We start from the raw sequence: 20,213 nt of genomic DNA, 5'->3' as shown, positions 1-20,213 counted from the left end.
ATTTTTTAAACACTTTATCGGTCTTTATAGGCTCAATTTGTTCTATAATGAATCCCAGGAGGTGATTGCTATGATTTTGAATATTACTGCAACGCAATTTCCTGATATGACGCTTAATGATATTGAATACAGTCGAAATATCTATAAAAGCATTGATTTCAACTTCGGTAAAGATGCCAGCATTGCATTAAATGAAGCCAATCTGGAGAGATTTACAAGTCGATTTAAGGCGATTCATAGTACTCATGCTAAACCGCTTGATGGAATCATTACTCTAGGAAGAATGAAAAATGTTTCTCCAGATACCATAAAATTGCTCTTAACTATGGATGATTTTTCAGACATGCTGGATTATCGAAGTTTTTTAAAGCTAGTAGTAAGCTCTGATGAAATAGCGCAATTTGTACTCGATAATCCTAAACTTAAAGCAAAACTCGATAGTATTGAACCTTCGATAGACACCCAAAAATTTAAAAACTCGTGTACAGCAAGGGCGATAATGAAAATACTTTTGGAGCGAGGGAAGATTGAACCAAGTGATTACACACCAAGCAAAGAATTGGAAATATATAAAGAAATTTGGCTAGAACCGGGAAAAGTCGCCTCACCCGAAAAGATCGTGGATTACTTCCGCAAACATAACCTGGATGCAATTGGAGTTGAAATTCGAGAGCTATCTAAAGCTTCACTCAATAAATACTCAAAAAACACACTTATAACCTCACTCTATTCATTGTTTAAGACCGATGTTTCCACAAGAAAAAAAGTAACTCTTGTAGGAATGAGCGAAGCTGATTTTCCTGACGGAATGACCGCGCTAATTGTCATCAATACTGGAGTACTCCATACCTTATTAGGTAAGAAATGCGATGGGCAGTTTGAAGTGGTCGATCCTCAATTTGGCGACAAAAAAATATATAAGGGATTTATGGATTTTCTTGAAAAAGAGAGAAGAAGTCTCGGTGTTTTTTTTGAAATTTCTTCGGAGCCTGGGGAAACTTTTAGGCCTTAAGGTTCCCGCAATATAAAACCCTGGTTTCGCTGGAAAAATCAGAGCTGTCTTCCTTAAAAATCGTTCTTTGTATAACTCTCTTAATAATACGATTGCGAGCTACTTCAGGGTCATGCTCCCACAGCCACTTTTCTTTCAAAAGAAAAAGGCTGGTACTTCATAGGTGCATACTACATTCAGCAACAAGGTCAAGATGGAATTCGATTATCCAGGTTGTGGTCAATTCTTTTAAATGATGTTCTTGACAAGGACATTGTGAATTACAATAATTTCGTTTGATTTTTTGATAATCATATTGCTGCAGGGATTGCCGGCCCTAACTAGGAAAAAAAATGAACAATAAAATAGTTATGTTGGCTCTGACCTCCTTATCTTTTACGTATTCGCTCCCTACCTATGCTGCTGATTACAATTTGAATGGCTTATCATTAAGTACCTCCGTAGGAATACTTTCCGGAACGGCTCACGAATATGTTTATTATCCAAAAACAAATACTAAGCTAAGCCAGCTCGATTGGCGCATAAAAAATGCTGCAATAATTAATGGGGAATTAAATTATGATTTACTCGGGTGGCTTAGCATGAATGGACGAGGCTGGACCACAATAGCAAAAAATAAGGCGGCTATGGATGATTATGATTGGTTCAACCCTAATCAAGAAGCGTGGACCCATTGGTCGCATCATGACGATACTCATCTAAATTATGCCAATCAATTTGATTTAAGTTTAAGAGCATGGCTCATGCAAAAATCAGATTATCAATTGGGCTTGGCTGCTGGGTATCAATGGGATTCTTTCCGTTGGCGAGCGATTGGTGGTTGTTATCAATACAATAACGGAACCGAGATTGGTTGTTTTCCTAGTACTCAAGCTGGAATTGGCTACCAACAAAAATTTAGAACTCCTTATGTGGGTGTAGCTGGAAAATATTTCATTCATAATTTTGAATTTAATGCACTTTTAAAATTTAGTAATTGGGTTTCAGCGCGGGATCACGACGAGCATTATGCTCGCAACATCACGTTTGACGAGCATGGAACTAACTTTAGATATTATGCGGCAACGATTAATTCTGGTTATTTTGTAACACCTAACGCGAAAGTTTTTGTTGAGGCTTCCTACAACCATTATTCGAATGGCCGCGCCGATACCGAAATAACAGATAATGATACGGGTGAAAACGGTTATGAACTTAATTCCGCGGGTTTATCCAATAAAAACTATTCTCTAGCACTTGGTTTACAGTATCTTTTTTAACAATAAGCATAGCAAGGTAGGTGAGTTGTTTGACTCAACCTACTTACTGCGCTTTAACTCCTAGCACAAGTGCTATTAGTCATAAATTGGTTTCGCCCAATCATCATCGTAATAGGTTACTGCTTCTTTGGCTCGATGGGATATAAGCTCATCAAGTGATTGAGTGTAATAGTGTTTTTTGAATAAATCATCAGAAGCAATAACAGCACGGTCTTTCATCAAATCCGCTTTGGGTTCTTGCGGATTTGATTGGAAAAAATAGCCCATAAATTCTGGATGGAGTTCAACCAATTTTTGAAGTGTGTTGTTAAAAGGATTGTCAATTCCACTGTGCTTGGCATAAAACTCAAGATAAGCGGTAACATATTCTCGGAGCGCTAATTGTTCATCGTGATGGTCTATTTTCTGCGCGTATTTATTTCTTAAAAGTGAAACAAACTGGCAGTAGAGACCATGGAATTCTTTTATCGCTTCTTGATTATCACTAGAAATAGCTACATAGAACGGATTATTGACTTCTTTTTTGTTGATTGTAATTTTTTTTATACTGCAATAGGGTACAGCTAAGGCCACATGCTCTGTTTCCCGCTCCATCCGCCCAGGAAGGTTGAGGTTATTGTGACGATATGTTGCATGAAGATCTACAGCAAAAGTACGGAACAAAGTAGGGTCAATTGTAATAAAACATCCTTGTCCCCAATCTAGTGCAACTTGAGGATTTTCAGACATACTTACCATGTGAAAATCATTGGAAAGATTTGTTAATTTGTGCTGTTTAATCTCTTCAATAGTTATAACTTCGGGGTAAACTCTTCCAAAAATACCCATAAGAAGGGTGGGAATTCCAAAAATGACAGAGGGGAGATTCTCCTCCCCTCGATACAAATTGGAAATATCGGGCGATGTTTTTATAACATTTGAAAACTTAATACCTGAACTTGAGTTTTCTTTTTCATTTTGAAAAAATTGGGGATATTTACTGTACATAGAATGACTTTGCGATTCAAATTTGGAAAAAATAATAACATATATTGCTATTTTTTTACAGAAAAGGGTGGGTACTTTATTAAATAACGAAAAATGAAATCAAACTGTACTATTTTAGGGTAAGGTTCGAGCTGGGTAGGGTTGGCATTTCTTCAAAAACTTTACGCACAAAATTATTCATTAATGCGGATTCGGCTTTTTTTCGAAATAACATATTAACGAACTCTGCGGCTTCGGTAGGCCAATAATCTTCAGGGTTTGATTCCTTGCTATTTTCTTCAGTGATTAGGCTATCATTTTCTTTTAAATGGGCTTTTATTGCTTCTTCATCGTATGCTACAAGAGCTCCATAACGTATACTTAAAAATCCACCCTTGGGGATTACTTTGTATTCTTTTTTATCGGCCATATGGATGTATTTATTTTTATTCGAGTCATAGGCATAAAATTCATCATCGGTAGGAACTGGGATAATAAAAAGTTTTAGTCCTCTCTTTTTCAACAACTGATGCACTTGAAAGGGTTCAAATCCAGACTCACGGATCGTATTGAGGGGCAAATAACCCAATGCTTTTGTTTTGCCAACTTGTGCCAAATCCTTCATTTCTGGATGTGAGAAAAAGTCATAAGTGGGTTTTGTTGGTGTAAATAGAGGCTTACTTGTGCTGAGAGGTTCGTCATCGGAAGACTTCGTGGTTAATTTATTTTGTTTTCCCGATGATTTCTTTTTAAAAAGTTCTTTTAATGATTTCATGTTGAGCAAATAAAGAAACGTTTGTATAAATTATATGCAATTAATGGAGATTCATCAAAGCTCGTGACAGTAAGGGGAATCAAAAACCTGTACTAAATTTATGTTTGTTGAATTTTGTTATTCAATTTTGACAAGGGCGGGTGATTTTGCTTTGAGTTTTTTTGGGGGAATTATTCTATACTCTTAGATAAGTCAAACACGAGGTCATAAAAATGGACTATAAAAGGCCCGAAACTGAGTCTCTAGATGGTGCTATCCTAAAAATTCTAAATACATTATTAGAGTTGGAGATGGCAGGTGTAGTACGTTATACCCATTATTCCTTTATGGTCTTTGGCTTTAATCGCATTCCTATCTGTAAATGGATGCGTGAGCAGGCCCAAGAAAGTTTAACTCATGCTCATTTGTTAGGCGAGCTTATCACGCATTTTTCCCAGCATCCCTCGCTTAAAATTGGCAAATTATTAGAAACTCATCAGCATAATATTGGGAATATTTTAGAAGAGGCTCTGGAGCACGAAAAACAGGGTTTGGATTTGTATTATCAATTATTGCAGCATGCAGAAAAAAAATCGGTATTGATTGAAGAGTTTGCCAGAAAAATGATTCAGGAAGAAGAAATGCATATTGGTGAAATTCAAAAAATGTTAACTCCTCCTGGCATGTTAAAAAATTAGAATATTCCTCTAATACATACATTTATGGTGATACTACCCGGATTTATTTGATAAAAAATCAAATTTGATGAGACCTATTTTAAAAATTATGAGCATAAGGTAGTCTGCAAAAAATAGACTTAAATTGTAACTTATTGTATGGCGAGATATAAATTTGAAGTAACTTACTTGCAAAACGAAGATATCCGTATATCAGCCCGAGATAGAGTAACAAATGAACTATATGGATATGTGCAAATCAGCTCTTCGTTGAACTTGGAAAATAAAGAATTAATAGAAATAGCGCAGCTCTATGTTATCTCCAATAAAAGAGGTTCTGGGTTAGGAAGTATACTTACATCCAGAGCCATTGAGTATGCTCTAAAAATAAATAAGGGCATTCATATGTTGATCCAACCTGGCTCTGAAGGATTTTGGAAAAAATATTTTAATGCTCGTTTTAATGGAAAAAGAATGACCTTATTGGGTGGAGAGACCTTAAATTCAAAACTCTATGAAGGAGCTGTATTCGAAATATCAATGATGAGTTTAATTCGAAACTATAAGTTTCCTCTGGATAAAGAGTTACGTTTACCTGGAGTTGAGCGAGCATGTCGGATTGTGTGATAAAAATGCAAAATGGGGGAGATAATTTCTTTATGGGTTTCTGATTTGCTATTCGCATTAATCAGACTACTCTATAAATATTAGACACAAAAGAAGTCCATCTTGGAGGGAACCAAATGAAAAAATTACTGATTTCTACATGCCTCACTGCATTAAGTACGGTTGCCACCGCAGACAGTGTGATTGTGACGCAAACCCAATCCTGGCAAAGTGTGCCTATTGTAGTAAATACGGAGAAACATATTTATACCATTGAAAAACCCGTACCTGAAGGTAATTTTTATTATACCTATTCGGGTTATCGATGTTTAAGAGAGCAAACTAATATTGTGGGTGTCAATGCAGTGGTTCTACATGCAGGGGTTGCTGGTGAAGGTGATATATATTGTTACCCCGAGTAATTTAGGAAAAAAAATTCTCCTTTTGACTGGGTAGCTGGCTTGTTTTGCAGACAAACTCCCACTATCTAATGTAGTGGGGTTGCTTTTATGGGATTTTATTCCGTTGCAACCTCCGGACAAGCAAGTCTGACTGTCAGATTCACTACGCTGTCCTCCTGTTAGGACCGTAAGGTAGAATTAAGTTGTATAATTCCTAGCTCACCATTGCTCTTCCGACCTATAGTTAAATCAATCTTAAGTAATTGCGTTACATTACCATTTTCAAATTGATAATTAATCTTTAAAGGAAGGGTGAGTGTCCATTGATTATATCTCGAGTCAATGAGTTGAGGTGGCCCGTCTATTTGACTTATTGCACTTAGTTTTTTGGTCTTAAATGCCTGTATGTTTCCTGATTTTTCAAGGGCATTTATAAATTCATTCCATCCCTGTTCCGTATAGCAAGATTGCAGTTTCTGCAATTGGTTATCTATGGCCTCCGAATCAAAATTAAATGATTTAGTGGTAGCATATTCAGCCCAAGCTAAAATTGTGGCTTGATTAATATCTCCTACACCATTAGGACTTTTATAATCACAATCGATAAAGTCTGCTGTTTTTTGTGGTGCTAGAGCAGATGAATGCATATTGTTTAAGCTGGGTTGATTAGATTGAGCTACTGGAGATTGATTGTTTGTTGCGGTATTGTTATTTACCGAGTCTTTGAGCGCGGCAACAATTCGCATAATTCCAAATTCACCACTCAGTTTACGTACCATCGTTAAATTAACATTCAGGAATTGAGTTACGTTGATTTGTTTGTTTTGATAAACAACTTTTAAGGGAAGCTCTATATTCCATTGATTATTTTTCGTCTTAATGAGTTTAATTTGGCCATCAACCTTGCTGGTCATAGTAAAATTTTGTGATTGAATCGCCTCAATATTTCCTGATTTCTCTAAAGCACTTTTAAAATTTTCCCAGCCAGTTGCAGTATAACAGGACTCTAATTTCTTTAATTGAGAGGGTATCGATAAGGAATTAAAATCAAAAGATTGAGTTGTGGCATATTCTGCCCACTTTATTATCAGATCTTCATCAACCTTGGTCATCTCCTCAGGAATTTTATAATCACAATTAATTATCTCTGATCCTTTTAATTCCTCAGAGGGTTTATTATAGGTCATTTGAGGGATTTTAGAGGATTTCGAAGGTGTCCCATTTTGAGCGAGTTGTATTTTATTATCTTGCAGTAGTTTTTGAGTCGGAGCTCTTCGATTAGAAAATAAATTCATATTGGATGCCAAAGGCGAAGCACGATTGGAGGATAAAGGAAGTACACTCGGAATGGTTTTCATTTGTAAAATGACAAGCTCCCCACTCATTTTCTTCCCTAAAGTTAAATTAATATTAAATAGCTGGTTAATTTGATTCTTATTATTTGGATGAGCTATGTGTAATGGTAAGGAAGTCCCTGCTTGATTTTTAAGAGGGGATTCTTTTTTTCTTTGCTGATTGACTGGGTTTTGAGTTTTAATCATTTTTAAATTATCTAAATCACTCAATGCGGAATAAAATTGGGCGGATTCGATTTTTTTAAAATAGGCGAGTAATTGAGGCCATTTCGTATCAAAAATATCTGATTTATTAGCGCTAAAGTGATTATTAAACCATTCATATCCATATGCAAGGACAGGTGTGGCAATAGATTCCTCTTCAACATCTTTTTTATAATTTTCGGAAGTTAATTGTGCTACCTGAATATGGTTTACTCTACCCTCATCGAAGCCTTGATCATTTGGTGCTTCAATAATATTCTGAAAAAATTTGATATTACTGTGTTCTGATTTTAAACACAAACCGGGCTGATTTAAGGCTCTATCCATCTCAGAAAAGATGATGTTTGGATCAGATATGAATAAAGAACTTAGAAATGCAGCCCCCCTTTTTTTTAGGTTTTCCAAAGTGTTTATTTGATCAGTCACGCCCCAAGAAAGACTTCTCATCGCCTCTCTAAGTGATGAAGCTTTTATGGATATTGAGGCGGAACGTGGGGTGGTGATCATTTGCACAATTCCAAGTTTAAATGCATTTCTCCAGCTAATGATGATGTACACATTGAGAAAATGAGTTACCTCTTCTTGATCATTCTTGTAAAAAACTTTAATAGGAACCGTTATTTTCCATTGATTTTCCTGATCATCAATGACTTGGACTTCTCCATCCAAAGTACTGCTCACTGTTAGATTTTGGGTTTTAATTGAATTAATATTTCCTGATTCTTTTAATGCATTAGTAAAACCAATCCATCCATTTTCTGTATAACATGCTCTTAAATTTTTCATCTGCGCATCAAAGGATGGAAAATCAAAATTAAAAGAATGAAGTACAGCATATTTTGCCCAATTTATGATTAAGTTTTTATCAATTTTTTGAGTGTCCCCAGAAATTCGATAATCACAATTGATTTCAAGTGACAGGGGTTTTGTTATAGCGTTTGTTTTTTGGGACTGAGCCGACTTTGCACGGGTAGATATTTTTTCGGAAATCGTATCTGAAGTTTGAACAGCATATACTTGAGTACAGATTAAATTAAATAATGCTGCGCAAACTATATTTTTTTTCATGTGATAACATCCTTATTAATATCTAGTAGGTTCTTGCTAACATCCTGTAATTATAGTTAATATTTTTAATAATTTTCTTATTAAGTGTATTCAATAGTACGGGAATTTCAACACAGAACGGATGAATCTTTTACTAAAAGTAATTTTGTTAATTGTTCCGGGGCGGGGCCTATAGGAGCTCGGAAAAATGACGCGTAATCCGGGAAATTCAGCAAAAAAAACCGGGGTTCAGGCTTACGCCTTCACCCTGGATACAATTAGTTGTAGATAAGCAAATATGCAGTGCTTAATTGCTATACTGAACTCAATTTCATTGACGTTAAAGTTTGCTCTTCCAGCTCCTTACCTTCTTTCTTTAAATTTGAGAGCTGTTTTCCTAAATCATCTTGTTTGACTTTATTGTTCCAAATGAGCAAATGAGTTTTTTTCGATATTTCTTCTTTAATCGTAGCAATTTGCTTAGGGGTAAGTTCCTGTGTATGACGATAATAAGCATAAAGTTGAGCACATATTTCTTCGATTTTTGCTTCTTCGCTTAAACTATCGTTCTCCGGTTTTAGATGAAAATCGATCACGGAGCACAATGTAGCTCGTACATTGTTCATGTGAAACGCAGACATAAATGCCCGGTAATATGCGCTATTACGAACAAATAAAGGAATGACTGGATTTTGCAAACTCCAAAAACCATCAAGTCGAATCACATGAATAGGTACTTTATTCATCAATGCAAGTCGGGCTGCACCCGTGTAGACTCTAGGTGGTTCTTGACCTAATCGTGAAAAATTCCCTTGGGGAAACAGCGCGACGCAGCCATTTTCATTAAGCGCTTTACTCGCCTCCTCTAACGCACCGGCATTAGCAGGACGTCCAGCCTGACTTTTAGTAGCTTTTGACTCTACGGGTATTGCATGAAACATTTTTAAAAATCCCTTCACCCCGGGTATATTATTATAAGCATCTGTTGCAAAAAAACGTGGGGGTGTGCCTTTTATTTTTGAGGCAACAACAACTGCTTCCCAGCCCGTTCTATGTGGGCCTACTGCAATGAGTTGTTTTTGGGTATCAGTAAGTTCTAAGTCTCCCCCTTTGGTATGCATCATTCGCGTCATAAGCAATAAAAAACCAGCTAATATCCGCGCAAAACGATTTTCATAGTTTAGGTGATTGTTAGATTCAGCGATTCTTGCAATCGCATAGGTCATCATCGTAAGGCCAGCAAGTAAGAACAATAGGGTAAAGGTACTTGATCCAGACTCATCATTATTATTAAGTTGTTCTAAATTGGAATACATATTGATTACTCCTTGTAAAGACTAGATATATTAAGCGCTAGCCATCCAAAATCTGTTATAGTACCTTTAAAATTAATGTTGTCAATTAAATACCCAAAAAGAAAGAATGAAATATTTTGGGGCACTTTTAGTAAATAGTGATTAGTATTTAGGGGTGTGGTGGGAGAGTGAATCGATCCTGGTTTGTGCAATAAATAGAAGAATATTGCTGCACACTCGTCCTATAATTAGTGCTATAGAGGCGCTGAGCAGCCCATTCATTGGATAAAAATTATAGAATAAAACGAGTGGGAGAACTAACCCAATTAATTCCGCAAAAACAGACCATGTTAATACATGGGTTTTCAGTTGATGAATTATTACAGAACGCTGCCAAATAACGAGTAATGTCAATAGAGGATAGATGATTAATATTTTTAATGGTAGAACTGCAGCTTGAGACAGATCAGATTGCAGTACGTTGATCTTTGTTAAATAAATATTTAATAGAGGGGTAAAAATAATTCCAAATAAAACTGCAAACATAATAAGAGTGATAAGAGCAAAAAACTTTTTTAACTGTAACTTGTTTTCCTCACTAAGATTTAAAAAATAAATAACTACGTTCTGCAACGACATTGCAGTTGATTTAAAAATCATAATAAACCCATTGATAACCGGAAAGACAGCTAGTGACAGGGTTGGGTTCAGGCCATAATTCAGAAAAATGGTAATAATAGGAGTGGTTATAATACTGGCTACGGTGGTTATAATTAACGGATAATAGAAATGTGAAATTCTATAATAGGAAAGCTTATAAGAGGATTTCACCTCAAAGATTCCATGGATGGGTTTTCTGGCAAACACACGAGTTATTGTCGCTTCAACGAACAAACCAATCGAGAACCCAATTGCCGCCACATAAGCACTGTTTAAAGAGCTAAAATTTGCCAGACACACCGCAGTAACTACACTCGATATAAATCGAAAAATAATCGCATAAAATATGATGGGCTGCTTATCTCGAGAAATTAATATTCCTTGATAAAAAGCTTTAAATCCCGCAATAGCAAAAGCAGGAAGAAGAATTGTAACTACATGTTGGCTAATAACTGCAATAGTTCTATCGAATGATAATCTTGTGATGAATAAATATTGATACAGAGGCGTCAATACAAACAGCATCATGCAAATTAATAAAAAACTTACTACGTAAATGAAGAAATTTCTAACTTTTTCATAAGACTGTTTATTTTTTATAAGCTTTATAGCCACTGTATTGAACATTAATAATGGTGATTCTGCGAGCAAGAATAAGGAGTAGGCAAGACCGAATGCAGCTAAATTAAGTTGTTTATCGGGCAGGTACGTAATTATTATGGTTAATAGAGGAAATTCAAAAGCGAGCACCAGCCATAAAAATAACAAAGGGGCCCAAAAAATAAAGATTGTTTTATTGCTAAGCACTTGTGCTGTCATGAAGTTATTATTCGCTCAATTGCTTCTAAAAAATGATCAATTTCTTCACTTGTATTCGAATAGCCCAGACTTACTCTCACAGTACCATTTGGAAATGTTTTTAATGCCTTATGGATCAGTGGAGCACAATGCAACCCTGTTCTAACAATAATATTATAATTATCGGAAAGCAACGCGCCAATGTGTGAAGGCAACATGTTATTCACGGAAAATGATATAAGGGGTATTTTCTTTTCAGAGTCCTCAGTGCCATAAATTTTTATTCGATCAAATCGTTTCAAACCAGCGAGGCATTTGCTATTTAACGCTTGTTTATGAGCAAACATGGTTTGAAGATTTTGTTGCTTGATATATTCAATTCCTGCGGCTAAGCCAGCGATTCCGATATAATTTGGAGTTCCTGCCTCAAATTTTTCTGGCGCCACAATGGGATGAAAGAAGGGGGCTGAATTTGTGCCCGTCCCGCCAGTGATCACTGAATCGACACATTTCGTATCTCGAATGTAGGCCAGACCAATGCCAAAAGGCCCCAGTAAACTTTTATGACCGGTTACAAATAAAAAATCGCAATTTATTTGCTCCACATCAATGGGTAAAATTCCGGCAGATTGTGACGCATCAACTGCAACTTTTACATTAAATTGCTGCGCTATTTTTATGACGTCCTCAATTGGATTAATATTCCCGGTGACATTCGATACATGATTAACGATAATTAACTTGGTATTACTTTTTATAAGTTGCGGTAACACATCCAATTGTAACTCGCCCTTGAGATCACAAGGAATACGGCTCAATTCGATATGCCGGCAATCTTGCAAATAATGTAATGGACGAATGACTGAATTATGCTCCGTATCCGTGTAAATTACATGATCTTCATTTTTAATAAACCCTAGTAGCACTTGGTTTATTGCAAAAGTAGCATTCAAGGTGAAAATAATATGATCCACACTAGGGATATTGAAAAATTCGGCAATGTTTTCCCGGGCATGTGCAATCCCTTTATCCGGTTTGATCTGATGCTCGCTGCTGGCCCGTTTTGCACAGCTATCCATGGTCTGCATTAATTCTACAATAGCATTGATCACTTCTGGGGGCTTCGGAAATGAAGTTGAACCATGATTTAAATAAATAATGTCTTTATTCATTTGGCTAACCTATTAAGAATAGGCATGTAATTTTCAATGGCTTTATTTACTAAATCTAAATTGGTATGTGTTTCCCAATTTGAGCGCTCAGGATAGCCAATTTTATTGCAAATTAAAGTTCGCAATAAATGTGACTCTACTTGGCTGTCAGAAGCTGGGTATATATTGATATGACCTGAAAAATCCTCGAAATATAAATAACTCCCGTATCGCTCAAAAAATTGAAAAATTTGCGAATATTGTTCTAATTCCATTTGGATAAATAATTTTTCCAACTCAGAATTAATGGATACTTTTAGGGGGAGTACATGCAAATGAAAATGATCACATTTTATTGCGGTATTGACTATGGTTGAACAATGGCCAGCTCGACCATGCTCGTAATACGCCGCAGCACCATAAGCTGTTTGTACAATCTCACCTGCGACTTTTTTTAAGATTAAATATTCCTCACGAAGCATAGGATCGATTTCTCCGGAACACCCAATGTGGGTATTAGAGGTAATCATTAAATGTCCGTCTACAATCGGTGAAATATCACAAATCAGTGAGAAATTAGCAGTGCGAGCAAGAATTTCGGTTTCCGAATCAGGTTTACATAAAAAGCATCCATGAATGAGTTCCGGAACCTGTTGCATGTAACTTGGCACAATTTTATGTAGAGATATAACTTCGTGATTATTTAACATGGTAACCACACTTATGAAACAACTTAATTGAATTATAGTTAAAAAATTATGATTTTGGGCGATAGCAAAAGATTTGAATGTGTTTTATAGCAAACGCTATGATCAATATTTTGTGTCTAAACTCCTCTCATCGGGCCAGCGGTTATCCCTCTACATAACACGCTTCATTCGCGGTATGTCGGTTTATACCTCATCTAGATCAAGTAGCAATCACGGGTGTTGAACTTTGCAGATAGGGGCGGTTTGTAGTTAAAAGTTCATCCCGTTGTCAACATGCCACAAGATATACCTGTGACTGTTTTTCTTAAAAGAGGTAAATCATTTCTTTTCATCGCCTCAATCTGGATAAGGTTCAAAGGATGAACCAAGGTTGATCTTAATTGAATACTTTCCCCAAGCCAGGGTTGATGAAAACAAAAATCAGTTTCACCAGTTATTTGCTGGAAGAATTGAACGGTTGATTCCAGTTCTGATTGAAATGGTTTGAGATATTTATTAGAGCCAGTTAATTGACATAAGTACTGTTCCCAGATTGGGAGGTATACTTTGGAAAGGGTTACGCCTAATTGTTTTATAAAAGCAGCGAAAAGAGAGTTTTCTGTATAAAGCACCTTAAGCTTATTTTTTTCAAGGTTATTAAGCTCTAGCCAGGTTGAGCCAAGACCCCACCACGTTGGGAAAAGAAGTCGCGTTTGAGTCCAACATAAAATCCAAGGGATGGCTCGAAGCTTTCTTTGATCGGGTCCTGATTTACGTCTGGTTGGCCGTGAACCAATTTTCAACTCAGTCAAAAAATGATATGGAGAGGCCTGTTCAATTGTGGGCCAAAACCATTCGCTTTGAATCAGGTCTTTATATTTCTGACTGACTTTGTTCGAAAATACCACCAACTCCTCGGGATAACCCTTATCTATGTTGTTTTCTTTTTGTGAATAGATATCAATAAATTTGTCAACCTGACTTTTGAGTATGGAACTCGAACCAAAGAGTCTTGCAACCATCTCTCCTTGTATCGTCACTTTATAATGAGTCATCATTTCTTTAGACCAGGAGGCCGTTTGTTCTTTGATATCCCCGCCTCCTCGCTCAATACTGCCGCCCGATCCATGAAAAAAAATAGGCTTAAGGTTTTTTCTTTCTAGGGTAGACTGAATACTTTTTAAACTTTTAGCAATCATAACCCGGGAAGGTAAAACGCCATTTTCTTTTGACGAGTCTGAATAGCCCAGCATGACTTCATAATTTCCACCCCACTGTTGAAGATGCTTCTGTCTAATATCTTCAGTAATCGAGTGATTTAAGATTGTATCAGCGCTGGTCAGCGCAAGTTGGTTTTCAAACAAGGGGACGACAGGTAAGGCGTAACTTTTAAAAACATGTTTCACTAGGTTAATGCCATTTTTTATATCTTCAGCAGATTCAACCATGCTGAGAATAAAACCGCGGATGTAATTTTTGGGCTCTGCCCCTTGGGTAATCGAGTAAACCTGCTCCAGCATCTTGATAATCGTGGTTTTTTTTATACAGGTTAAACTTTCTTTTACAACCCCTGAATCTTCCCTGAGTTCTAGGGGTATAACCAGTCCGGGATAAAGTTGAAAAATACTGAAAATAATGGAAAATTGTTCGGGTTTGAAATTCAAAAATTGTAAAGTATTTTTTTGTAACGAAGCTAATTCTTCTTTGAATACAGATACTTTTTCGTGATCCCGTGGTTTTATTTTCCTGAGTTCCTGCGCTTTTTGAGCACTCTGTTTGATTTGATTTGTCAAAGTTTTGTCTTTGTCTAAAGCGGTGGAGAGTTTGACAATTTCTAGTACTTCTTGCAGAGATTCTTGAATGTAGGTTATAAAAAAAGAGCGAGAAAGTTCGAGACTCCTAACCATGATTTTTTCATTAACACCAGAGTGTCCATCTTTATCCCCGCCTACCCAAGTACGTAATTGGATAGGAATGCCTTGAGTTAAAAAGGAATGATACAGTTCAACATTAAGAGGATTAAGAGCGTATTGATAGATATAGCGCGCCTCGTCTTCTACGCTTGGTTTTTCGTGATAGGAAATATTAATTTGCAGTGAGATTTTAAGCATTTGATCTAAATGAGTCTCATTCATTAGATAGGGGGATTTAAGTACTTCAACCAGATAATCCCTAATTGCTTTAAACAGTTTTAAAAATTCATTAGTTCGCGCTTCTGTGGGATGTGCAGTTAAGACATAATGAATACCTTGAGGCTTCTCAGAAAAGACTTTTTCCTTTCTTTGATTAATACGAAAAATCCGGTAGGCACTCTCACAAGCATTGATGAGCTCCATCATGAGGGAAAACCCATGTGCAATTTGATAAAGCTGCTTTCCTTTTAGCTTGGAAAGCTCCATTTGCAGACTGTGAAGTGCCTTTCTTAGTGCACCGGTTCCACTGCCAATCGTATCTTGCATGGACAGTCGAATTTGTTCAATTTGTTCATAGGTCTCCTTCCCATAAACTTCTGCAATGGATTTTCCCAACCGAGTAAGGGACCATGAAACCATGTGGCTCAGTTCCCTTGGCAAATGGGAGACATTTTGTTTCATCGGTAACTCCGTGTAATAAAAGGATCTAAATAGTTCCATTCTGCAATCCGTCACGCATCGCCATTAAAAGAGCTTCCTCAACTGGTTAAAACACGTTTGATCATAATGCCCATTAAAGAAAAATCTTAACATGATTAAAATATACTTATACTGGAAAATAGTTTGTTTTACTAATCTCTCTGTCAAAGAAATGCAATTACCCAAAGCAAATTACCTATCAATTTTTTACGTTTTTATGAGTGTCTGGTGAGTTTATTTGAATGGCTTGGGCAGAAGTGATGGTACTGCCCCTTTTAAATCCTTAATTTTAATTTAAATGCTCGCAACCCGAGTCTGGGCTGTTAAAGCCCGGACTTAGCGCACCTCGGTCATTGCATCAGTTATTTCTGAATTTATTTTAGCTAGCTCCATCAATAAAAGAGGTTGCAATTTTTTCTGATAAAGCTTTTTCACAAAAAAAATTCAAAAGTAAATTAACTTTTTGTTCATCCGCCAGGGACTTGGGAAAAATTGCGTAAAGATTAATATCGGGAGACGATTCGTGAGGTAACACTGGGATTAAGGTTTCATTTTTTATTTCTTCATAAACTGAAAAATAAGGGGCCCATAGAAGCCCTACATCTGCAACGGCCGCCTGTTTTAAAACGGCTGCATTATTGCTTTTAAAATTTCCGGAGACAGGAATAATTTTTTTATTAAAAACCCATTTATTTTGAAGACCATAAAGCGAATTAATCAAACAATTATGCTTTGGTAAGTCATCGATCGTTTGAGGTGTTCCATGTTGCGCAAGATAACCCGGTGCGGCAAAGACACTCCGTTGGATCGAAAATAATTTTTTGCAAACCAGTTTAGAATGCTTCAGATCTTCGAATGAAATAGCTAGATCAAATGTAGAGGAATAAAGTTCTTTTATATCAGAGCCTACAATAACATCTAGCTCAATCTTAGGAAATTGTCGCATGAATTCAATAGATAATGAGGTTAAATAGGGAATGGCCGGGGTAACGGTAAGATAGAGTTTAATTGTGCCGATTAGTTCGACCTGATCCGATGTCGCAATTCCCTTTACTAACTCTAACTGCTCGAAAAGTTTCAATGCCTTTTCATACAGCTGATGCCCCGATTCAGTGACAACTAAGCGTGTTGTAGAACGAATCAAGAGGGTAACTTTTAATTCCTCCTCCAACCAAGTTATTTGCTTACTCAATTTAGAGGGAGATATATATAATTTCTGAGCGGCTTTTGAAAAACTTTTACAGTCAACTGTTGCAATAAAGCCTTTCAAACACGATAAGATATTCATATTTAATTTAATTTAATTTAATTTAATTTAATTTAATTTAAAATTTAATTCTTTCTAAGTGTATAGACCTATATGATTGTTTTGTAAATTCACATCTAATAACTCAGCGAGGGGAAGCTCCTATTGCTTCTGAAAATGATTAAAGATATCAATATGATATAATTTTGCCCCCGTAACTATTTTTATATTTATTGTGTAAAAGCTATGCCTAATCCTATTTGTTTTATTAATCCAACTTTAACCAAAAATATCCCTACTGTTGAAGCACTTATGAATTCAGTACATGGGGGATCTAGGATTAGTAGAGGCATATAAAGTTTATTGTGTGCCCAGTCAACTGGTGAGGATATACGCTTCGTACTTTCACCTGTTTTTTATTCAAACAGTCGCTCCAGCGAATGGTTTTATCTTCATAAATTATAAAGAAGGACGTAATAATCAGAAATCTCAAGTTTACAAAAACGTAGAATAATTGTATTTTCCGCTGGGATTCTTACGTAACACGATTTGAATCGAAGGATCCTATACGCATCCATGAAAAAGTGGGTCACAAAGCGTATTTCTTTATTTTTATTCTTGAGGTTTAATATGAAATTGTTTCGAATGATATTGCTAAGCTTTTTATTTTCTACTGCCCTAATTACTCATGCTGCGGCTGTTCCGACGGAAGATTATGATTTTCAACAAGAGCGAATGAAGCTTACGCCTGATTCTGTGATGGTTATTTCAACGTTTGATAGTCAAGATCATGTTACTGCCTATACCTATGCTGGAGTCCGTTTATGGAATGTCCCTTTCCACGCTAAAATATTATCATGGCAAATTGCAGGAGATTACGTTTTTGTTTTTTCTAAAGATCGTAAAGGAACAAAAACTTATATTACCTGCCTAAACCGACATACTGGAGCCCCAATTTGGCAAAAGCCTTAAGGCTTTAGTTCACCTGCTCTTTAATGTACCTTTTGAGAAAGTAATGGCAAATGCTCTGTTTATAAATCCTTATTTCTATAGAGCCCATTGTTCCATTCATTGCTCTCTATAGTCATGGTTTTCTTGAGTGTCATTCCCGCTTAGGCGGGAATACGTCCCTCCAATTAATTTCCTATTTGAGCTACGGATTCCGGCTGCGCAGGAATGCCTTAAATTTATGGAGGGTAAGAGATAGATGATGCTCGTTAGAGTAAAATAGGTTTGTATTTATTTAAAGATTTATGTATAAGCATTTCTTTTTTAACGTAAACAAGAGAAATAATATGCCAAAAACAATAAAAAATAATTGTCCTGGAGATGAAAACGCTTATGTTGAATTTGACAGTGGTTCAAAGATTTTTCGCGCAGTAGTACAAGATGTGGAATTTTTTGACACTCCAACAGGCTTAACTCATGTGAAAGTGGATTTTAATCGCGATGAAGCGAGGGTGGAGTTAAGTTTTGTTATTTCAGATAATCAATCCGTAGCAAAAAATCAAGCAAGTGAATTTCAAAATTTAGTAGGAAAATTAAACGCTACAAGCTTTTTTAATCAATTTTACCTTTCTCGAACCGACTTTTTTCAAAAACAATGCAAACATTTTGTCGGCTTGACTTCTAATGCCTCCAGTGAGAAGAAAAGCTCCATCACAAATCCCCATGAAAGCAATGGCCACAATGGAAATTTTGCATTTTAATTTTAAATTAGAATAGGTTGTTTTGACCAACGTTAGAATTTTGACAATAGTGGTTGAGTCAAGCGACTCAACCACTAATGAGCCATTACTTTCTTGGTGGAATCATTTTCAATAACTAAGTTTTGAGTATAAAGACTAGGTTTTCGGGTTAATATAGCAAAACCAAACACCAGCAGGCTAAAGAGTAATAAATAAACTAAATCCCAATACGGAGGGATAATATGTTTGCCCCCGTAATTACCAAGATAAGAGAAAATACCTAGACCAACAAGATACAATATAAACCACAGGCCTTGTTTAACATCCAATTCACGGTTCTCTTTCTTTTTTATAAAACAATAAAAAACGGTCCATCCTAAGCCCAGGAGCGTGATTACCAATAGTTTTCGCACGCTGTTGAACCCGGCCCAATAAACACCAACTGTGCAAACATAAAACCCCATAAAAGCAATAAGGTTGCAACTCGGTAATTGAAAAGGTCGTTTATAGTTTGGTAATTGTTTACGTAAACAAATAAGTGCGATAGGCCCGATGGAATAACTAACCATTAATACCGCCACAAGAAAAGCGGACATTTCCTGCCATCCATGTAATACAAGTGACATTATCGCAGCAAGAACAAAGTTCACGCCTAAACTCACCCACGGTACTTGGTACTTATTGCGTTTGGCAAGGAGTTGAGGTGTATGCACAACCGAGCTCATACTGCTTAACATATGAGCTGCTGTCGTTGAATACACCAGGCCAGTCGAATAAGGTGATATGAACGCATCAACGTACAATAAAATACTCAACCATACTATGCCGGCTAGAGCAGCCAGAGCCGCGAATGGTCCTGCGTCTCCTATAAACGATAAATTCATCCAGCCCTTTGCAAGTGAAGGACCACTAACACTGCCTATAAAAGCCCATTGTAAGCCTGTGTAAAGTAACGTTGTAAATAACAATGAACCACACAAAATCAACGGAATGTATTGGCCTGGTTTCTCAAGCTCGCCCATCATGATCACCACTTGCCTAAATCCCAATAAAGAGAAAAGTACACCACCACTTGACATCGCAGCCATAATCCCCTGCCAACCGTAAGGCATGAAACCACCATATTGAAAAAAATTACCTGGGTGATAACTCATGGTTACTAAGCTTGCGATGGTGAGTACGGGGATTATTATCTTCCAGACCGTAAATGCTGCATTAATGCGGGCAAATAAACCAATTCCAAAATAATTGAACAAAACAAAACTCATTAATACTATTAAGGACAGTAGATAGCCTAAGGGAGTATTTTTATAATTAACCCCATGCTGCATTACTAGACCTGGGATATAATTACTGGCGTATTGAATGACTCCTTGGGTTTCAATTACCGGCAGGATGGCTAACGAAAACCAGGTCATGCTGTTCACGAGCGCACTTGTTAAACGCCCATGAGTATATAAAGACAAGCAGGCCAAGCTATCGGACTGCGGAAACATCGTTCCTAACTCAGCATAGGATAAGGCCACAAATAAAAGTAAAAACCCTGCAATTGGCCAAGCTATAATGGCAGCCGGGCCAGCAAAATGAGCTGAATATAAAGAACCAAACAACCATCCAGAACCTACCATGCTGGTAATAGAAATCCAAAGTAAACTCAGTGGGGTTAAATTATTCTTCATCTGAATTTCCATGTCCTTATAGTTGATGCAAGCAACTTCAGCTCTGCGAGCATAAATAATTAATTGTAAACAGAAATTTCCAGGTTACCAACTATAAAAATAAACGAGAGTGCC

General features: G+C 36.6%; 17 protein-coding genes. 7 read left to right on the top strand and 10 right to left on the bottom strand.

All coding sequences use genetic code 11. The features are described from left to right. The first annotated feature begins 70 nt into the window (after positions 1 to 70). Together ACWTE2_RS12050 and ACWTE2_RS12045 are read left to right on the top strand one after the other, a co-directional pair. Positions 71 to 1,012: a dehydrogenase gene (locus ACWTE2_RS12050; protein WP_454785521.1), complete on the top strand. Its 942-nt coding sequence runs from the start codon at positions 71 to 73 to the stop codon at positions 1,010 to 1,012. 332 nt (positions 1,013 to 1,344) lie between these two features. Beyond that, positions 1,345 to 2,271 carry an omptin family outer membrane protease gene (locus ACWTE2_RS12045; protein WP_454785520.1) on the top strand — a complete coding sequence of 309 codons (927 nt, stop codon included), beginning with the start codon at positions 1,345 to 1,347 and terminating at the stop codon, positions 2,269 to 2,271. A gap of 75 nt (positions 2,272 to 2,346) precedes the next feature. Here ACWTE2_RS12045 and lart1 read toward each other — a convergent pair whose 3' ends face one another. After that, a complete protein-coding gene (lart1, locus tag ACWTE2_RS12040; RefSeq protein WP_454785519.1) occupies positions 2,347 to 3,258 on the bottom strand; it encodes an NAD(+)--arginine ADP-ribosyltransferase Lart1 in 912 nt (303 codons plus the stop codon). Positions 3,259 to 3,367: 109 nt separating this feature from the next. Then, the gene (locus ACWTE2_RS12035; protein WP_454785518.1) at positions 3,368 to 4,012 is read right to left on the bottom strand and encodes a hypothetical protein; all 645 of its coding nucleotides are present in this window, start codon (positions 4,010 to 4,012) and stop codon (positions 3,368 to 3,370) included. Positions 4,013 to 4,224: 212 nt separating this feature from the next. On the opposite strand from ACWTE2_RS12035, the gene ACWTE2_RS12030 reads away from it, so the two are divergent. The 3 genes from ACWTE2_RS12030 (at position 4,225) to ACWTE2_RS12020 (ending at position 5,696) form a co-directional block, all read left to right on the top strand. Continuing rightward, the gene (locus tag ACWTE2_RS12030) at positions 4,225 to 4,689 is read left to right on the top strand and encodes a ferritin-like domain-containing protein (protein ID WP_454785517.1); all 465 of its coding nucleotides are present in this window, start codon (positions 4,225 to 4,227) and stop codon (positions 4,687 to 4,689) included. A 138-nt stretch (positions 4,690 to 4,827) separates the two neighbouring features. After that, positions 4,828 to 5,295: a GNAT family N-acetyltransferase gene (locus ACWTE2_RS12025; protein WP_454785516.1), complete on the top strand. Its 468-nt coding sequence runs from the start codon at positions 4,828 to 4,830 to the stop codon at positions 5,293 to 5,295. Positions 5,296 to 5,411: 116 nt separating this feature from the next. Next, complete coding sequence (locus ACWTE2_RS12020) at positions 5,412 to 5,696, top strand: hypothetical protein (RefSeq protein ID WP_454785515.1); 285 nt, start codon at positions 5,412 to 5,414, stop codon at positions 5,694 to 5,696. A gap of 158 nt (positions 5,697 to 5,854) precedes the next feature. Here the strand turns inward: ACWTE2_RS12020 and ACWTE2_RS12015 are convergent, their stop codons facing one another. The 7 genes from ACWTE2_RS12015 to ACWTE2_RS11985 all read right to left on the bottom strand — a co-directional run bounded on the left by ACWTE2_RS12015 (position 5,855) and on the right by ACWTE2_RS11985 (position 16,774). Further along, positions 5,855 to 8,302: a DotI/IcmL family type IV secretion protein gene (locus tag ACWTE2_RS12015; RefSeq protein ID WP_454785514.1), complete on the bottom strand. Its 2,448-nt coding sequence runs from the start codon at positions 8,300 to 8,302 to the stop codon at positions 5,855 to 5,857. Between the two features lie 293 nt (positions 8,303 to 8,595). Next, the gene (locus ACWTE2_RS12010; RefSeq protein ID WP_454785513.1) at positions 8,596 to 9,597 is read right to left on the bottom strand and encodes a lysophospholipid acyltransferase family protein; all 1,002 of its coding nucleotides are present in this window, start codon (positions 9,595 to 9,597) and stop codon (positions 8,596 to 8,598) included. A 141-nt stretch (positions 9,598 to 9,738) separates the two neighbouring features. Further along, on the bottom strand, positions 9,739 to 11,055 hold the full coding sequence (locus tag ACWTE2_RS12005) for a hypothetical protein (protein ID WP_454785512.1): 1,317 nt from the start codon (positions 11,053 to 11,055) through the stop codon (positions 9,739 to 9,741). Beyond that, positions 11,052 to 12,206, bottom strand: a complete 1,155-nt coding sequence (locus ACWTE2_RS12000; protein WP_182392577.1) for an aminotransferase class V-fold PLP-dependent enzyme — start codon at positions 12,204 to 12,206, stop codon at positions 11,052 to 11,054. The genes ACWTE2_RS12005 and ACWTE2_RS12000 overlap by 4 nt, the downstream gene beginning before the upstream one ends. Then, positions 12,203 to 12,895 carry an HIT family protein gene (locus ACWTE2_RS11995; protein ID WP_454785511.1) on the bottom strand — a complete coding sequence of 231 codons (693 nt, stop codon included), beginning with the start codon at positions 12,893 to 12,895 and terminating at the stop codon, positions 12,203 to 12,205. Before ACWTE2_RS11995 ends, ACWTE2_RS12000 begins: the two co-directional genes overlap by 4 nt. 257 nt (positions 12,896 to 13,152) lie before the next feature. Continuing rightward, on the bottom strand, positions 13,153 to 15,468 hold the full coding sequence (locus tag ACWTE2_RS11990) for a phosphoenolpyruvate carboxylase (protein ID WP_454785510.1): 2,316 nt from the start codon (positions 15,466 to 15,468) through the stop codon (positions 13,153 to 13,155). A 397-nt stretch (positions 15,469 to 15,865) separates the two neighbouring features. Next, positions 15,866 to 16,774 (bottom strand): LysR family transcriptional regulator, encoded by a 909-nt coding sequence (locus tag ACWTE2_RS11985; RefSeq protein ID WP_454785509.1) that lies wholly within the window; start codon positions 16,772 to 16,774, stop codon positions 15,866 to 15,868. A gap of 588 nt (positions 16,775 to 17,362) precedes the next feature. Here ACWTE2_RS11985 and ACWTE2_RS11980 point away from each other — a divergent pair. Continuing rightward, positions 17,363 to 17,704 carry a hypothetical protein gene (locus tag ACWTE2_RS11980; protein ID WP_454785508.1) on the top strand — a complete coding sequence of 114 codons (342 nt, stop codon included), beginning with the start codon at positions 17,363 to 17,365 and terminating at the stop codon, positions 17,702 to 17,704. A gap of 323 nt (positions 17,705 to 18,027) precedes the next feature. Next, positions 18,028 to 18,441 (top strand): hypothetical protein, encoded by a 414-nt coding sequence (locus ACWTE2_RS11975; RefSeq protein WP_454785507.1) that lies wholly within the window; start codon positions 18,028 to 18,030, stop codon positions 18,439 to 18,441. 74 nt (positions 18,442 to 18,515) lie between these two features. Here the strand turns inward: ACWTE2_RS11975 and ACWTE2_RS11970 are convergent, their stop codons facing one another. After that, complete coding sequence (locus ACWTE2_RS11970) at positions 18,516 to 20,099, bottom strand: APC family permease (protein WP_454785506.1); 1,584 nt, start codon at positions 20,097 to 20,099, stop codon at positions 18,516 to 18,518. Between the last annotated feature and the right edge of the window lie 114 nt (positions 20,100 to 20,213).

The sequence above is a fragment of the Legionella nigrisilvae genome, assembly GCF_977063395.2.
The sequence above is the reverse complement of the archived record's forward strand: the minus strand, read 5'-3'. Positions and strand labels throughout refer to the sequence as shown.

What these genes read in the sequence shown, in the direction of transcription:
- ACWTE2_RS11975 (WP_454785507.1), top strand. Translation starts at nt 18,028, where the DNA reads ATGCCAAAAACAATAAAAAATAATTGTCCTGGAGATGAAAACGCTTAT.
- ACWTE2_RS12005 (WP_454785512.1), bottom strand. Translation starts at nt 11,055, where the DNA reads ATGACAGCACAAGTGCTTAGCAATAAAACAATCTTTATTTTTTGGGCC.
- ACWTE2_RS12000 (WP_182392577.1), bottom strand. Translation starts at nt 12,206, where the DNA reads ATGAATAAAGACATTATTTATTTAAATCATGGTTCAACTTCATTTCCG.
- ACWTE2_RS11985 (WP_454785509.1), bottom strand. Translation starts at nt 16,774, where the DNA reads ATGAATATCTTATCGTGTTTGAAAGGCTTTATTGCAACAGTTGACTGT.
- ACWTE2_RS11990 (WP_454785510.1), bottom strand. Translation starts at nt 15,468, where the DNA reads ATGAAACAAAATGTCTCCCATTTGCCAAGGGAACTGAGCCACATGGTT.
- ACWTE2_RS12050 (WP_454785521.1), top strand. Translation starts at nt 71, where the DNA reads ATGATTTTGAATATTACTGCAACGCAATTTCCTGATATGACGCTTAAT.
- ACWTE2_RS12025 (WP_454785516.1), top strand. Translation starts at nt 4,828, where the DNA reads ATGGCGAGATATAAATTTGAAGTAACTTACTTGCAAAACGAAGATATC.
- ACWTE2_RS12010 (WP_454785513.1), bottom strand. Translation starts at nt 9,597, where the DNA reads ATGTATTCCAATTTAGAACAACTTAATAATAATGATGAGTCTGGATCA.
- ACWTE2_RS12035 (WP_454785518.1), bottom strand. Translation starts at nt 4,012, where the DNA reads ATGAAATCATTAAAAGAACTTTTTAAAAAGAAATCATCGGGAAAACAA.
- ACWTE2_RS11980 (WP_454785508.1), top strand. Translation starts at nt 17,363, where the DNA reads ATGAAATTGTTTCGAATGATATTGCTAAGCTTTTTATTTTCTACTGCC.
- ACWTE2_RS11995 (WP_454785511.1), bottom strand. Translation starts at nt 12,895, where the DNA reads ATGTTAAATAATCACGAAGTTATATCTCTACATAAAATTGTGCCAAGT.
- ACWTE2_RS12020 (WP_454785515.1), top strand. Translation starts at nt 5,412, where the DNA reads ATGAAAAAATTACTGATTTCTACATGCCTCACTGCATTAAGTACGGTT.
- lart1 (WP_454785519.1), bottom strand. Translation starts at nt 3,258, where the DNA reads ATGTACAGTAAATATCCCCAATTTTTTCAAAATGAAAAAGAAAACTCA.
- ACWTE2_RS12045 (WP_454785520.1), top strand. Translation starts at nt 1,345, where the DNA reads ATGAACAATAAAATAGTTATGTTGGCTCTGACCTCCTTATCTTTTACG.
- ACWTE2_RS12030 (WP_454785517.1), top strand. Translation starts at nt 4,225, where the DNA reads ATGGACTATAAAAGGCCCGAAACTGAGTCTCTAGATGGTGCTATCCTA.
- ACWTE2_RS11970 (WP_454785506.1), bottom strand. Translation starts at nt 20,099, where the DNA reads ATGAAGAATAATTTAACCCCACTGAGTTTACTTTGGATTTCTATTACC.
- ACWTE2_RS12015 (WP_454785514.1), bottom strand. Translation starts at nt 8,302, where the DNA reads ATGAAAAAAAATATAGTTTGCGCAGCATTATTTAATTTAATCTGTACT.